The organism is Serratia sp. SCBI, from assembly GCF_000747565.1.
GTDB classification, from domain to species: Bacteria; Pseudomonadota; Gammaproteobacteria; order Enterobacterales; family Enterobacteriaceae; genus Serratia; species Serratia ureilytica.
In genome coordinates this window covers 4268457-4284356 of sequence record NZ_CP003424.1, presented here as the reverse complement: position 1 = coordinate 4284356, position 15900 = coordinate 4268457, and the positions used below count along the sequence as shown (strand labels likewise).

The following is a 15900-nucleotide window of genomic DNA, read 5'->3' as shown; positions in this document are numbered from 1 at the left end:
AGAAGAATTCACTCATGGCCTACAGCAAAATCCGCCAACCCAAGTTGTCAGATGTTATCGAGCAACAGCTCGAATACCTGATCCTCGAGGGGACACTGCGCCCAGGCGAAAAACTGCCTCCGGAGCGCGAGCTGGCGAAACAATTTGATGTCTCCCGTCCTTCTCTGAGAGAGGCCATTCAGCGCCTTGAAGCGAAAGGGCTGCTCCTGCGCCGTCAGGGCGGCGGCACCTTCGTGCAAACTAATCTGTGGCAGAGCTTCAGCGATCCGCTGGCCGAGCTGCTGGCCGACCATCCCGAATCACAGTTCGATCTGCTGGAAACCCGTCACGCGCTGGAAGGCATTGCCGCCTATTACGCGGCGCTGCGCGGCACCGATGAAGATCTGGCGCGCATCCGCGACTGCCACATCGTGATTCAACAGGCTCAAGACAGCGGCGATCTCGACGCCGAAGCCGATGCGGTCATGCAGTATCAAATCGCCGTGACTGAAGCCGCTCACAACGTTGTGTTACTTCACCTGCTACGCTGCATGGGGCCGATGCTGGAACAGAACGTGCGTCAGAACTTTGAATTGCTCTACTCGCGCCGTGAGATGTTGGCAAAAGTGAGCAGCCACCGCGCCGGAATTTTTGAGGCGATTGTGGCACGCGAGCCGGAAAAGGCCCGTGAAGCCTCGCATCGCCACTTGGCGTTTATCGAGGAAATCTTGCTGGATCTCAGCCGGGAGCATACTCGGCGCGAGAGATCGCTGCGGCGTCTCCAGCAACGCAAGGATTAAGAGCTGTCCTCTTCAGGGTACACCAGCCTGCGGGGGTTAAGTTCGAGGTACTTAGTTAAGTACTTAAGCGGCAACTAAACTGATGGGCCTGTCTTCGTGTGTTTTGGCACAGAACACAGGAAGACAGGCTCCAAACAAACCATTAGACAGATAAGGAATACCACCATGTCAGAACGTTTAAACAATGACGTGGATCCGATCGAAACCCGCGACTGGCTGCAGGCGATCGAATCGGTCATCCGTGAAGAGGGTGTTGAGCGAGCTCAGTTTCTGATTGATCAGGTATTGGGAGAAGCCCGCAAAGGCGGCGTTAACGTTGCGGCCGGTGCTGCAGCGCACAACTACGTCAACACCATCGCGGTAGAAGACGAACCGGCTTACCCAGGCAACCTGGATCTGGAACGCCGCATTCGCTCTGCGATCCGTTGGAACGCGATCATGACCGTTCTGCGCGCATCCAAGAAAGACCTGGAGCTGGGCGGCCACATGGCTTCCTTCCAGTCTTCCGCGACCTTCTATGAAGTCTGCTTTAACCACTTCTTCCGCGCACGCAACGAGAAAGACGGCGGCGACCTGGTCTACTTCCAGGGCCACATCTCTCCGGGCGTTTACGCGCGCGCCTTCCTTGAAGGCCGCCTGACCGAAGAACAGATGAACAACTTCCGTCAGGAAGTGCACGGCAACGGCCTGTCCTCTTACCCGCATCCTAAGTTGATGCCGGAATTCTGGCAGTTCCCGACCGTATCCATGGGCCTGGGCCCAATCAGCGCCATCTATCAGGCGAAGTTCCTGAAATACCTGGAACACCGCGGCCTGAAAGACACCTCTGAGCAGACCGTTTACGCCTTCCTGGGCGACGGCGAGATGGATGAGCCGGAATCCAAAGGCGCCATCACCATCGCCACCCGCGAGAAGCTGGACAACCTGGTGTTCGTCATCAACTGCAACCTGCAGCGCCTGGACGGCCCGGTCACCGGTAACGGCAAGATCATCAACGAACTGGAAGGCATCTTCTCCGGCGCAGGCTGGCAGGTGCTGAAAGTGATCTGGGGCGGCCGTTGGGACGAGCTGCTGCGCAAAGACACCAGCGGTAAACTGGTTCAGCTGATGAACGAGACCCTGGACGGCGACTACCAGACCTTCAAATCCAAAGACGGCGCTTACGTGCGCGAGCACTTCTTCGGCCGTTACCCGGAAACCGCGGCGCTGGTCAAAGACATGACCGACGACGAAATCTGGGCGCTGAACCGTGGTGGTCACGATCCGAAGAAAATCTTCGCTGCACTGAAAAAAGCGCAGGACACCAAAGGCAAACCGACCGTTATCCTGGCTCACACCATCAAAGGTTACGGCATGGGTGAAACCGCGGAAGGTAAAAACATCGCTCACCAGGTGAAAAAAATGAACATGGAAGGGGTTCACCACTTCCGCGATCGTTTCAACGTGCCGGTTGCCGATGCTGACATCGAAAAACTGCCGTACATCACCTTCGAGAAAGATTCCGAAGAGTACAAATACCTGCACGAACGTCGCCAGGCTCTGAAAGGCTATGTGCCTACCCGTCTGCCGGAGTTCACCCAGAAGCTGGAAATGCCAGCGCTGGAAGATTTCAGCTCGCTGCTGGAAGAGCAGAACAAAGAGATCTCCACCACTATCGCTTTCGTGCGTGCCCTGAACGTGATGCTGAAGAACAAGTCGATCAAAGATCGCCTGGTGCCAATCATCGCCGACGAAGCGCGTACCTTCGGTATGGAAGGTCTGTTCCGTCAGATCGGTATCTACAGCCCGAACGGCCAGCAGTACACCCCGCAGGACCGTGAGCAGGTTGCTTACTACAAAGAAGACGAGAAAGGCCAAATCCTGCAGGAAGGCATCAACGAACTGGGCGCAGCCTCTTCCTGGCTGGCCGCAGCGACGTCCTACAGCACCAACGATCTGCCGATGATTCCGTTCTACATCTACTACTCGATGTTCGGTTTCCAACGTATCGGCGACCTGTGCTGGGCAGCGGGCGACCAACAGGCGCGCGGCTTCCTGATCGGCGGGACCTCGGGCCGTACTACCCTGAACGGCGAAGGTCTGCAGCACGAAGATGGCCACAGCCACATTCAGTCTCTGACCATCCCTAACTGCATCTCTTACGATCCGGCTTACGCGTACGAAGTGGCGGTGATCATGCACGACGGTCTGGTGCGCATGTATGGCGACAACCCGGAAAACGTGTACTACTACCTGACCACGCTGAACGAAAACTACCACATGCCTGCGATGCCGCAGGGTGCGGAAGAAGGTATCCGCAAGGGTATCTACAAGCTGGAAACGCTGGAAGGCAGCAAAGGCAAGGTGCAGCTGCTGGGCTCCGGCGCCATCCTGCGCCACGTGCGCGAAGCTGCGCAGATCCTGGCGAAGGACTACGGCGTGGGTTCCGACACCTACAGCGTGACCTCGTTCACCGAACTGGCGCGCGACGGCCAGGATTGCGAGCGTTGGAACATGCTGCACCCAACCGAAGCGCCACGCGTGCCTTACATCGCTCAGGTGATGAACGACGCGCCGGCGGTAGCCTCTACCGACTACATGAAACTGTTCGCCGAACAGGTTCGTACTTATGTGCCGGCCAGCGATTATCGCGTACTGGGCACCGACGGCTTCGGTCGTTCGGACAGCCGCGAAAACCTGCGTCACCACTTCGAAGTCGATGCGTCCTACGTGGTGGTTGCTGCTCTGGGTGAACTGGCTAAACGCGGTGAGATCGAAGCTTCCGTGGTTGCTGATGCAATCAAGAAATTCGACATCAACCCGGAAAAAGTTAACCCGCGTCTGGCCTAAGAGGTACTGAATAATGTCTATCGAAATCAACGTACCGGACATCGGTGCAGATGAAGTCGAAATCACCGAGATTCTGGTGAAGGTCGGCGATAAAGTTGAAGCGGAACAATCGCTGATCACCGTGGAAGGCGACAAGGCTTCCATGGAAGTGCCATCCCCGCAGGCGGGCGTGGTGAAAGAGATCAAAGTGGCGGTCGGCGATAAAACCGAAACCGGCAAACTGATCATGATCTTCGAAGCGGCAGGCGCAGCGGAAGCTGCACCGGCGGCGAAAGCGGAAGAAAAACCGGCAGCAGCAGCTGCCCCGGCTGCCGCTGCGGCCAAAGACGTTGCCGTGCCGGATATCGGCGCCGACGAAGTCGAAGTGACCGAGATCCTGGTGAAAGTGGGCGATAAGGTGGAAGCCGAGCAGTCCCTGATCACTGTGGAAGGCGACAAGGCTTCCATGGAAGTCCCTGCGCCGTTCGCGGGCACCGTGAAAGAGATCAAGATCGCGACCGGCGACAAAGTGAAAACCGGTTCCCTGATCATGGTGTTCGAAGTGGAAGGCGCTGCGCCTGCCGCTGCCGCCGCTCCAGCCGCTAAAGCGGACGCTGCGCCGGCGCCGGCCGCCGCTAAAGCCGCCGCTCCGGCTGCGAAAGCTGAAGACAAAGGCGAGTTCGCCGAGAACGCGGCCTACGTGCACGCGACTCCGGTCATTCGTCGTCTGGCGCGTGAATTCGGCGTTAACCTGGCGAAAGTGAAAGGCACCGGTCGTAAAGGCCGCATCCTGCGCGAAGACGTTCAGGCTTACGTGAAAGACGCGGTGAAACGTGCTGAAGCGGCCCCGGCTGCTGCCGGCGGCGGTCTGCCAGGCATGCTGCCATGGCCGAAAGTGGACTTCAGCAAGTTCGGCGAGATCGAAGAAGTCGAAATGGGCCGCATCCAGAAGATCTCTGGCGCGAACCTGAGCCGCAACTGGGTGATGATCCCGCACGTGACTCACTTCGACAAAACCGACATCACCGATCTGGAAGCGTTCCGCAAGCAGCAGAACGAAGAAGCGGCCAAGCGCAAGCTGGACGTGAAGTTCACGCCTGTCGTGTTCATCATGAAAGCTGTCGCTGCCGCTCTGGAGCAGATGCCGCGCTTCAACAGCTCGCTGTCCGAAGACGGTCAGAAGCTGACGCTGAAGAAATACATCAACATCGGCGTGGCGGTAGATACCCCGAACGGCCTGGTGGTTCCGGTGTTCAAGGACGTGAACAAGAAGAGCATCACCGAGCTGTCTCGCGAGCTGATGACCATCTCCAAGAAAGCGCGCGACGGCAAGCTGACCGCGGGCGAGATGCAGGGCGGCTGCTTCACCATCTCCAGCCTGGGCGGCATCGGGACAACTCACTTCGCGCCGATCGTCAACGCGCCGGAAGTGGCTATCCTGGGTGTCTCCAAGTCTGCGATGGAGCCGGTCTGGAACGGTAAAGAGTTCATGCCGCGCCTGATGATGCCGATGTCGCTGTCCTTCGACCACCGCGTTATCGACGGTGCCGATGGTGCGCGCTTCATCACCATCATCAACAACATGTTGTCCGACATTCGCCGTCTGGTGATGTAATGCAAAAGGGGCGCAGCATGCTGCGCCCCTGACGATTCTGTAGCAGTTTTGTCGGATTTTGCATAACTCGACAAAATTGTTGAGACACGGGTCACTCGAACACGCTTTGCAGATTATTAACAATTCTGTAAACTGCTCGCGGTGTAAGCGTCCCGGTGGATGAAGGGCGTTATGAGATCGATTAGCAATAAAAATGACGTCTGACCCGCCGGACAATCAATTAAGAGGTCATGATGAGTACTGAAATTAAAACTCAGGTCGTGGTACTTGGGGCGGGCCCGGCAGGTTACTCTGCAGCCTTTCGTTGCGCTGACTTAGGTCTTGAAACCGTTCTGGTTGAACGTTATTCCACTCTGGGCGGGGTTTGCCTGAACGTGGGATGTATCCCTTCCAAAGCACTGCTGCACGTTGCCAAAGTGATCGAAGAAGCCAAAGCGCTGGCCGAACACGGCATCGTTTTCGGCGAGCCGAAAACCGACATCGACAAAGTGCGCGTCTGGAAAGAAAAAGTCATCACTCAGCTGACCGGCGGTCTGGCTGGCATGGCGAAAGGCCGTAAAGTGAAAGTGGTCAACGGCCTGGGCAAGTTCACCGGCGCTAACACCCTGGTTGTTGAAGGCGAAAACGGCCCAACCACCATCAACTTCGACAACGCCATCATCGCTGCAGGTTCTCGTCCGATCCAACTGCCATTCATTCCTCATGAAGATCCACGCGTGTGGGATTCTACCGATGCGCTGGCGCTGAAAACCGTCCCAGAGCGTCTGCTGGTTATGGGCGGCGGCATCATCGGCCTGGAAATGGGCACCGTATACCATGCGCTGGGTTCACAGATCGACGTCGTTGAAATGTTCGATCAGGTTATCCCGGCGGCAGATAAAGACGTGGTGAAAGTCTTCACCAAACGTATCAGCAAGCAGTTCAACCTGATGCTGGAAACCAAAGTGACCGCGGTAGAAGCCAAAGAAGACGGCATTTACGTCACGATGGAAGGTAAAAAAGCGCCGGCAGAGCCACAGCGTTACGACGCGGTGCTGGTGGCGATCGGACGCGTGCCGAACGGCAAACTGCTGGATGCCGGCAAAGCCGGTGTTGAAGTTGACGAGCGTGGCTTCATCAACGTCGACAAACAGCTGCGCACCAACGTGCCGCACATCTTCGCCATCGGCGACATCGTCGGTCAGCCGATGCTGGCGCACAAAGGCGTGCACGAAGGCCACGTCGCCGCAGAAGTTATCGCCGGCATGAAGCACTACTTCGATCCGAAAGTGATCCCATCCATCGCTTACACCGAGCCGGAAGTGGCGTGGGTGGGTCTGACCGAGAAAGAAGCGAAAGAGAAAGGCATCAGCTACGAAACCTCCACCTTCCCGTGGGCGGCTTCCGGCCGTGCGATCGCTTCCGACTGTGCAGACGGCATGACCAAACTGATCTTCGACAAAGAAACTCACCGCATCATCGGTGGCGCGATTGTCGGCACCAACGGCGGCGAGCTGCTGGGTGAAATCGGTCTGGCTATCGAGATGGGCTGCGACGCGGAAGACATCGCGCTGACCATCCACGCTCACCCGACCCTGCACGAATCCGTGGGCCTGGCGGCGGAAATCTACGAAGGCAGCATCACCGATCTGCCTAACCCGAAAGCCAAGAAGAAGTAATTCTGCTGGTTTGACCGGTTAACAAGCGGCTCCTGAGAAGGGGCCGTTTTTTTTTTGCTCAGATGCAGAACGCGGTTTTTTGTGGCCGCTGCGCCAAATTCCGATCCTCATGCTTATATCCGTTTTAATTATGTGGATATAATGCCCTGTTTGTCCGGCAGCCGATTACGCTGCGCTCAACGATTCAGCAAAGATTTAATGTTGCTTTTATGTGAACGAATTAACAACCGTTTCAAATCCTGATATGCTGGCTGAGCGGAACCGGGCACTGTACCTTACAGTCCAGGACATCGACAGCAGTGCCCCGTCAGGATAGATGGCATCAATATCGCCGTGCGCTCTACCCATCAGTCTTTCATGCTGTAACGCTGTTTGACCGTGCTTGTTTGCCCCAATCACCGTTTCGGGGCCTTTACGGGCCGATCGCCTAGCCACAGAGTGAAACCCAAAGGGTATAAACCCGGTTTGCATATACGCCAGGCACAATAAATGACAATGAGAGCGAGGAGAACGTCGTGCTAGAAGAATACCGTAAGCACGTAGCCGAGCGTGCTGCTGAGGGCATCGCCCCTAAGCCGCTAGACGCCACCCAAATGGCCGCGCTGGTCGAACTACTGAAGAATCCGCCAAAAGGCGAAGAAGAATTCCTGTTAGACCTGCTGATTAACCGTGTTCCACCGGGCGTCGACGAAGCCGCCTACGTCAAAGCAGGTTTCCTGGCGGCCATCGCCAAAGGTGAAGCGACATCCCCCCTGGTTACCCCCGAGAAAGCCATTGAACTGTTAGGCACCATGCAGGGCGGCTATAACATTCATCCGCTGATCGAAGCCCTGGACAACGAAAAGCTGGCGCCGATCGCCGCCAAAGCGCTGTCCCACACGCTGCTGATGTTCGACAACTTCTACGATGTGGAAGAGAAGGCGAAAGCCGGCAACGCGCACGCCAAGCAGATCATGCAGTCCTGGGCCGATGCCGAATGGTACCTGTCGCGCCCGGAGCTGGCGGAAAAGATCACCGTCACCGTGTTCAAAGTGACCGGCGAAACCAACACCGATGACCTGTCCCCGGCGCCGGACGCCTGGTCGCGCCCGGATATCCCGCTGCACGCGCTGGCGATGCTGAAAAACGAACGTGAAGGCATCGTGCCGGATCAGCCGGGCAGCGTCGGCCCGATCAAACAGATCGAGCTGCTGAACAAGAAAGGCTTCCCGCTGGCCTACGTCGGCGACGTGGTCGGCACCGGTTCCTCCCGTAAATCCGCCACCAACTCGGTGCTGTGGTTCATGGGCGACGACATCCCGCACGTGCCGAACAAGCGCGGCGGTGGCGTGGTGCTGGGCGGCAAGATTGCGCCTATCTTCTTCAACACCATGGAAGATGCCGGCGCCTTGCCGATCGAAGTGGACGTGTCAGAGCTGAACATGGGCGACGTGATCGACGTTTACCCGTACAAAGGTGAAGTGCGCAACCACGAAACCGGCGCGCTGATCGCCAACTTCGAGCTGAAAACCGACGTGCTGCTGGATGAAGTGCGCGCCGGCGGCCGTATCCCGCTGATCATCGGCCGCGGCCTGACCACCAAGGCGCGCGAAGCGCTGGGTCTGCCGCACAGCGACGTGTTCCGCATCGCCAAACCGGTAGCCGCCAGCAACAAAGGCTTCTCGCTGGCGCAGAAAATGGTCGGCCGCGCCTGCGGCGTCGCCGGCATTCGCCCTGGCGAATACTGCGAGCCGAAGATGACCTCCGTCGGCTCTCAGGACACCACCGGCCCGATGACCCGCGATGAGCTGAAAGACCTGGCCTGCCTCGGCTTCTCCGCCGATCTGGTCATGCAGTCGTTCTGCCACACCGCTGCGTACCCGAAACCGGTCGACGTGACCACGCACCACACGCTGCCTGACTTCATCATGAACCGCGGCGGCGTCTCGCTGCGCCCGGGCGACGGCGTGATCCACTCCTGGCTGAACCGTATGCTGCTGCCTGACACCGTCGGCACCGGCGGCGATTCCCACACCCGCTTCCCGATCGGCATCTCCTTCCCGGCCGGTTCCGGCCTGGTGGCGTTTGCCGCCGCGACCGGCGTGATGCCGCTGGATATGCCTGAGTCGGTGCTGGTGCGCTTCAAAGGCAAAATGCAGCCGGGCATCACCCTGCGCGATCTGGTGCACGCCATCCCTTACTACGCGATCCAGCAGGGTCTGCTGACCGTCGAGAAGAAGGGCAAGAAAAACATCTTCTCCGGCCGCATTCTGGAGATCGAAGGCCTGCCGGATCTGAAGGTCGAGCAGGCGTTTGAGCTGACCGATGCGTCCGCCGAACGTTCCGCCGCCGGTTGTACCATCAAGCTGGACAAGGCGCCGATTGAAGAGTACCTGAACTCCAACATCGTGCTGCTGAAGTGGATGATCTCCGAAGGCTACGGCGATCGCCGTACGCTGGAGCGCCGTATTCAGGGCATGGAAAAATGGCTGGCGGATCCGCAACTGCTGGAAGGCGATGCGGATGCGGAATACGCAGCGGTGATCGACATCGATCTGAACGAGATCAAAGAGCCGATCCTGTGTGCGCCGAACGATCCTGACGATGCGCGCCTGCTGTCCGACGTGGCCAACAGCAAAATCGATGAAGTGTTCATCGGTTCTTGCATGACCAACATCGGCCATTTCCGCGCGGCGGGCAAGCTGCTGGATCAGCACAAGGGCCAGCTGCCGACTCGTCTGTGGGTGGCGCCGCCAACCAAGATGGATGCGGCTCAGCTGACCGAAGAAGGCTACTACAGCGTCTTCGGCAAGAGCGGCGCGCGTATCGAGATCCCGGGCTGCTCGCTGTGCATGGGCAACCAGGCGCGCGTGGCGGACGGCGCGACGGTGGTTTCCACCTCAACCCGTAACTTCCCGAACCGTCTGGGCACCGGCGCCAACGTCTATCTGGCGTCTGCCGAACTGGCCGCGGTAGCGTCCCTGCTGGGCCGCCTGCCGACGCCGGACGAGTACCAGACCTATATGGCGCAGGTCGATAAGACGGCGGCGGATACCTACCGCTACCTGAACTTTGACCAGCTGGGCCAGTACACCGAAAAAGCCGACGGCGTGATCTTCCAAACCGCCGTGTAAGCCGCTATATTGCGCAACTGTTTAACGGGAGGCCTTGGCCTCCCGTTTTATTTTGCTCAGTTGCCAACTTTGCGAGCGCTCACTGAGTTAGTCCGCCATTTATGTTTACACTAAGAAAAAGGGCTCAGGAGGGCATGCTATGGATTACGAATTTCTGCGTGACGTCACCGGTCAGGTGATCGTCAGATTTTCGATGGGGCATGAAGCGATTGGCCACTGGATCAATGAAGAAGTCAAAGGCGATTTCAACCTGCTGGACCGCATTGAAGCCGGCGCGGCCGAGGTCAAAGGCAGCGAGCGCCAATGGCAGCTGGAAGGCCATGAATATACGCTGCTGATGGATGGTGAAGAAGTGATGATCCGCGCCAATCAGCTGGAGTTCGAGGGCGACGAAATGGAAGAGGGGATGAACTACTACGACGAAGAAAGCCTCTCATTCTGCGGCGTTGAGGATTTCCTGCTGGTGTTGAAGGCCTATCGTTCTTTCATGCTGAAGTACTAAGCATCAGGGCGCGGCGCGCCGCGCCCTTTCCATCACAGATGCGGAATATTGCGGCCGTAATAGATTTCCTGCATCTCTTTCCATAACAGATCGGTGATCTGCTTGCGTTCGGCTGCGCTCAACGCCTCCGGCTCCGCGTTAAACAGGTAGTGCTTCAGATCGAAATCCTTCAGCAACATCTTGGTATGGAAGATATTTTCCTGGTAAACGTTCACGTCCATCATGTGGTACAGCGCCTTGATGTCTTCCGACATAAAGTTCTGGATCGAATTGATCTCATGATCGATGTAATGTTTCACGCCGTTCACGTCGCGGGTAAAACCGCGCACGCGATAGTCCATGGTGACGATGTCGGATTCCAGCTGGTGAATTAAGTAGTTCAGCGCCTTGAGGGGCGAAATGACGCCGCAGGTCGAGACCTCGATATCGGCGCGGAAGGTGCACAGCCCGCCTTCCGGATGGCTTTCCGGGTAGGTGTGCACGCAGATATGGCTCTTGTCCAGGTGCGCGACGACCGTATTCGGCAGCGGACCGGGGTGTTCCGACGTATCGACGTCTTTCGGATCGATCGGCTCTTCGCTGACCAGGATGGTGACGCTGGCGCCCTGCGGCTCGTAGTCCTGACGCGCGATGTTCAGAATATTGGCGCCGATGATCGAGCAGGTTTCGCTCAGGATCTCGGTCAGCCGGTTGGCGTTATATTGTTCGTCTATGTAGGCGATATAGCCATCGCGATCGTCCGCGGTTTTGGCGTAACAAATATCGTAAATACAAAAACTCAGGCTCTTGGTCAGGTTGTTGAAGCCGTGCAGTTTTAGCTTATGCAATTTGGGCCACCTCCTTTATCTTCTCGCTTAACGTGTTACGTTCAGGGCATTGAGCAAATATTGCGGCAGGGCAAAGCTGCCGACGTGAATTGCCGGGTTGTAATAACGGCAGTGTAGGCCGCTTTGGTTAAAGCGCTGTTGCAGGGTTGGCAGATCGCGCTGGCGCAGCGCCGGGTTCTGGCTCGCCCAGGCGAAGGTCATGATGCCGCCGTAATAGGTCGGGATCGCCGCCTGATAGAAGCTGACGTCGCTAAAGTAGCGGCTCAGTTTGGCGTGGCTGTTGACCGCCTCGTCCTGCTGCAGGAAACAGACGCCGTTTTGCGCGACGAAAATGCCGCCCTCATTCAGGCAGCGGGCGCAGCCTTCATAAAACGCCGAGGTGAACAGGCTTTCGCCGGGGCCGATCGGATCGGTGCAGTCGGAGATGATCACATCGAACGTTTCGTCGGTTTGATTCACGAAGTTGACGCCGTCGTCAATCACCAGCTTGAAGCGCGGATCGTCATAGGCGCCGGCGCTGTGGTTGGGCAGGTACTGGCGGCAGAACTCGACGACGCCGGCGTCGATTTCGACCATGGTGATCTGCTCAACGCCAGGATGCCGGCTGACTTCGCGCAGCATACCGCCGTCGCCGCCGCCGATGATCAGCACTTTCTTCGCCTGGCCGTGCGCCAACAGCGGCACGTGGGTCAGCATTTCGTGATAGATGAACTCGTCACGCTCGGTGGTTTGCACCACGCCGTCGAGCGCCATCACGCGCCCCAGCACCGGGTTCTCGAAGATCACCAGATCCTGATGATCGGTCTTCTCGCGGTATAGCACCTTCTCTACCGAAAAGTACTGGCCGAAGCCCGTATGCAGCGTTTCGTACCAAATTTCTTTCTGGGTCATGTGCGGGAAACTCCGTAATAACAGCCATGAAAAATCGGCGCAACATCATAGCTAACTCTGCCTGGCGATGCACGGTTGAATTTCAGACAGAGAGAGCGGAGGGCGGACGGGCGAGGGAAAGATTAATTGGCGTAGGCCAGCAGGCTCAGGGAGTCGCGCGCCAGCGATTTGCACTTCTTGGGCGTTGGAATGGCGATGCCGCTCAGATCGCGATAGCTGTCTTCGCCCAGCGCCTTCATGTTAAAGCTGTTGTAGTTGCTCAAATCCCAGCGGTTTTGTTGTGCGAAATAGACGATGGCGCGTTTGATTTGCGCATTTGGCAAATCGTTGTAGCCGCAATCATTTTTCAAATAAATAAATACCGCCGTCAGATCGGCCAGATCTTCCGCCTCGGATTCATTCAGCGCCAGACTGGCGTTGGAGAAGCCCAGCATCGCCAGCAACAGCATCGTTAACGTTGTTTTTTTCATCATGAAATAGGCCTGTTTGTCGTCTGCAGACGTTACCACACTTGTCTGTAAAGGCACCAAATTTTATTGCTGACGGGCGCTGCCATAGCGCTCACCCACGGCGCGCTCTTGATTGTGAGGCATAGCTTAAAATACCGCCAGGAAAGGCTTGACCTTCCGCCTGGGGGAAGGTTTAGGCTGGCTGCGTTGAGTTATGTCACTGAGAAAAGGGAGTCAGCGATGTTACGCCGTGATTTTATTAAATTGACCGCTGCATTGGGCGCCGCGAGCGCATTGCCGTTATGGAGCCGGGCCGCCTTAGCGGCCGAGCGGCCGGCCCTGCCGGTGCCCCCGTTGTTAACGCCCGACGCGCAGGGAAAGATTGCGCTGGCGCTGCAGGCGGGGGAAACCCGCTGGTTGCCCGGCGCCGCCACCAAAACCTGGGGATTCAACGGCGCGCTGCTCGGGCCAGCGGTGAAGCTGCAGCGGGGTCAGCCGGTGACGGTCGATATCAAAAACAGCCTGGCGGAAGCCAGTACCGTCCACTGGCACGGCCTGGAAATCCCCGGCGACGTCGATGGCGGCCCGCAGGCGTTGATCCATCCCGGCGCAACGCGCACGGTGAATTTCACCGTCGATCAACCGGCGGCCACCTGCTGGTTCCACCCGCATACCCACGGTAAAACCGGCAGCCAGGTGATGATGGGGCTGGCGGGGCTGGTGCTGCTGGAAGACGATGAAAGCGCCAAACTGCCGCTGCCGAAAACCTGGGGGCAGGATGACATTCCGGTGATCCTGCAGGATAAGCGCTTGGGCAAAGATGCCCAGATCGAATATCGCCTGGACGTGATGAGCGCGGCGGTGGGTTGGTTTGGCGATCGCATGTTTACCAACGGCGCGCAGTACCCGCAACATCTGGCGCCGCGCGGTTGGCTGCGTCTGCGTTTTCTCAACGGTTGCAACGCCCGCTCGCTGAATCTGGCGGCCAGTGACAACCGTCCGCTGTATGTTATCGCCAGCGACGGCGGTTTCCTGGCGGAACCGGTGAAGCTGACCGAGCTGCCGATGCTGATGGGCGAGCGCTTTGAAGTGCTGGTCGATGCCTCCGACGGGAAAGCGTTCGACATCGTGACGTTGCCGGTGAAACAGATGGGTATGACGCTGGCGCCATTCGATCGGCCGCTGCCGGTGTTGCGCATTCAGCCGTCGTTGGCGCAGGGCATCAAAACCATGCCGGACAGCCTGGTGAAGCTGCCGACATTGCCTGCCACCGCCGGCATCCAGGAGCGTTGGCTGCAGCTGATGATGGATCCGCAGCTGGATATGCTCGGCATGCAGGCGCTGATGGATCGTTATGGTCATCAGGCGATGGCCGGCATGAGCATGAATCATGGCGCGACGGGCGCTGGAGACATGAAAGGTATGGACCACGGTAACATGAAGGGCATGGAGAAGGGCGGCATGCAGGGCATGGACCACGGCGACATGAGCAGCATGAAAGGCATGGATCATGGCAAGATGGCAGGGATGGATCATGGCGGCGCGCAGGGCAACGCCAAACCGTTCGACTTCAGCCATGGCAACATGATCAACGGCAAGGCCTTCGACATGAACAAACCGATGTTTGCCGCCAAACGGGGCCAGTATGAAAAATGGACCATTTCCGGCGAGGGCGACATGATGCTGCACCCGTTCCACATTCACGGCACCCAGTTCCGTATCCTGTCGGAAAACGGCAAACCACCGGCGGCGCATCGCAGCGGCTGGAAGGACACGGTGCGCGTCGAAGGTTGGCGCAGCGAAGTGCTGGTGCGCTTCGACCATCCGGCAAGCAGCGAACATGCGTATATGGCCCACTGCCACCTGCTGGAGCATGAAGATACCGGCATGATGATGGGCTTTACCGTCGGCGAATGATCGCGGCCCGTCGCTCAGGTGGCGGTGCGCTCGCGTCGCCACCGGCGAAAGGCTATGCTAAACTCTGCGCCTTTCTTCCGGCAACTGACCTGAATACTATGAAACACACTGTAGACGTAATGATTTCCGAGCAGGAAGTTAAGACCCGTATCGCCGAACTTGGCCGCCAGATCACCGAACATTACCGCGACAGCGGCAGTGACATGGTGCTGGTCGGGCTGCTGCGCGGCTCCTTCATGTTCATGGCCGATCTGTGCCGCGCGATTGACGTGCCGCATGAAGTCGACTTCATGACGGCTTCCAGCTACGGCAGCGGCATGTCCACCACTCGCGACGTGAAGATCCTCAAGGATCTGGACGAAGACATTCGCGGCAAAGACGTGCTGATCGTGGAAGACATCATCGATTCCGGCAATACGCTGAACAAAGTGCGCGAGATTTTGGCGCTGCGTGGGCCGAAATCGCTGGCGATTTGCACCTTGCTGGACAAGCCTGAGCGCCGTGAAGTGCAGGTGCCGGTCGAATACGTCGGCTTCTCGATCCCGGATGAGTTCGTGGTGGGGTATGGCATCGACTACGCCCAGCGCTACCGTCACCTGCCGTACGTCGGCAAAGTGGTGCTGCTGGACGAGTAATTGATGTGGGGCGCGGCCTGCCGCGCCCGCGGCGGGATTATACGCCTTTATCCTGCTTCAGTTTGGCTATCGCTTTGCGGTAGCCCATCTCCAGGCTCTCGCGGCTGGTCGCCAGCACTTCCATATCGCGCAGACGGCCGTCCTGAATGCCGTACACCCAGCCGTGGATCATCACCTTCTGGCCGCGTTTCCAGGCCGATTGCATGATGGTGGAGTGGCCCAGGTTGTATACCTGCTCAATGACGTTGATCTCGCACAGCATGTCGAAACGCTGTTCCGGCGGCAGCTCGCCCAGCAGCGAACTGTGCTTGTACCACAGATCGCGAATGTGCAGCAGCCAGTTGTCGATCAGCCCCAGCTCCGGGTTTTCCACCGCGGCCTGCACGCCGCCGCAGCCCAGGTGGCCGCAGATGATGATGTGTTCGACCTCCAGCACATCTACCGCATACTGCACCACCGACAGGCAGTTAAGATCGGTGTGGATAACGAGGTTCGCCACGTTGCGATGGACGAACAGTTCACCCGGCTCGAGGCCGGTCAGGCGTTCTGCGGGAACGCGGCTGTCAGAGCAACCAATCCATAAGAAGCGGGGCTTTTGCGCCTGGGCTAAACGTTCAAAAAAATCCGGGTCTTCCTGACTGATATTGGCCGACCAGGCCTGGTTGTTGGCGATAAGCTCTTCGATTTCTTTCATGGAGGTGATTGA

At 58.1% G+C, this 15900-nt stretch carries 12 protein-coding genes; 8 read left to right on the top strand and 4 right to left on the bottom strand.

The window, feature by feature from the left end; translation table 11 throughout:
• Positions 1–14: 14 nt before the first annotated feature.
• The 6 genes from pdhR (at position 15) to yacL (ending at position 10475) form a co-directional block, all read left to right on the top strand.
• The gene (gene pdhR, locus SERRSCBI_RS20010; protein ID WP_004937490.1) at positions 15–779 is read left to right on the top strand and encodes a pyruvate dehydrogenase complex transcriptional repressor PdhR; all 765 of its coding nucleotides are present in this window, start codon (positions 15–17) and stop codon (positions 777–779) included.
• A 165-nt stretch (positions 780–944) separates the two neighbouring features.
• Positions 945–3608: a pyruvate dehydrogenase (acetyl-transferring), homodimeric type gene (gene aceE / locus SERRSCBI_RS20005; RefSeq protein WP_033632104.1), complete on the top strand. Its 2664-nt coding sequence runs from the start codon at positions 945–947 to the stop codon at positions 3606–3608.
• A 13-nt stretch (positions 3609–3621) separates the two neighbouring features.
• Complete coding sequence (gene aceF / locus SERRSCBI_RS20000) at positions 3622–5202, top strand: pyruvate dehydrogenase complex dihydrolipoyllysine-residue acetyltransferase (protein WP_042785358.1); 1581 nt, start codon at positions 3622–3624, stop codon at positions 5200–5202.
• Between the two features lie 233 nt (positions 5203–5435).
• On the top strand, positions 5436–6860 hold the full coding sequence (gene lpdA, locus SERRSCBI_RS19995) for a dihydrolipoyl dehydrogenase (RefSeq protein WP_033644926.1): 1425 nt from the start codon (positions 5436–5438) through the stop codon (positions 6858–6860).
• 515 nt (positions 6861–7375) lie between these two features.
• Entirely contained in the window at positions 7376–9973 is a 2598-nt protein-coding gene (gene acnB / locus SERRSCBI_RS19990) for a bifunctional aconitate hydratase 2/2-methylisocitrate dehydratase (protein WP_033644692.1), read from the top strand.
• Between the two features lie 139 nt (positions 9974–10112).
• Positions 10113–10475: a protein YacL gene (yacL, locus tag SERRSCBI_RS19985; protein ID WP_004937507.1), complete on the top strand. Its 363-nt coding sequence runs from the start codon at positions 10113–10115 to the stop codon at positions 10473–10475.
• A 32-nt stretch (positions 10476–10507) separates the two neighbouring features.
• Here yacL and speD read toward each other — a convergent pair whose 3' ends face one another.
• The 3 genes from speD to SERRSCBI_RS19970 all read right to left on the bottom strand — a co-directional run bounded on the left by speD (position 10508) and on the right by SERRSCBI_RS19970 (position 12663).
• Positions 10508–11302 (bottom strand): adenosylmethionine decarboxylase, encoded by a 795-nt coding sequence (gene speD / locus SERRSCBI_RS19980; protein ID WP_004937510.1) that lies wholly within the window; start codon positions 11300–11302, stop codon positions 10508–10510.
• Positions 11303–11329: 27 nt separating this feature from the next.
• Positions 11330–12193, bottom strand: a complete 864-nt coding sequence (speE, locus tag SERRSCBI_RS19975; protein WP_016930071.1) for a polyamine aminopropyltransferase — start codon at positions 12191–12193, stop codon at positions 11330–11332.
• 122 nt (positions 12194–12315) lie between these two features.
• Positions 12316–12663, bottom strand: coding sequence for a YacC family pilotin-like protein (locus SERRSCBI_RS19970; RefSeq protein WP_033644927.1), 348 nt, complete (start codon positions 12661–12663; stop codon positions 12316–12318).
• Positions 12664–12882: 219 nt separating this feature from the next.
• Between SERRSCBI_RS19970 and cueO the strand changes: the two genes are divergently transcribed.
• Both cueO and hpt read left to right on the top strand, forming a co-directional pair.
• Positions 12883–14559: a multicopper oxidase CueO gene (gene cueO, locus SERRSCBI_RS19965; protein WP_042785357.1), complete on the top strand. Its 1677-nt coding sequence runs from the start codon at positions 12883–12885 to the stop codon at positions 14557–14559.
• A 98-nt stretch (positions 14560–14657) separates the two neighbouring features.
• Positions 14658–15194, top strand: a complete 537-nt coding sequence (gene hpt / locus SERRSCBI_RS19960; protein WP_048234659.1) for a hypoxanthine phosphoribosyltransferase — start codon at positions 14658–14660, stop codon at positions 15192–15194.
• Positions 15195–15231: 37 nt separating this feature from the next.
• Here the strand turns inward: hpt and can are convergent, their stop codons facing one another.
• On the bottom strand, positions 15232–15888 hold the full coding sequence (gene can, locus SERRSCBI_RS19955; RefSeq protein WP_015379031.1) for a carbonate dehydratase: 657 nt from the start codon (positions 15886–15888) through the stop codon (positions 15232–15234).
• Positions 15889–15900 lie beyond the last annotated feature (12 nt).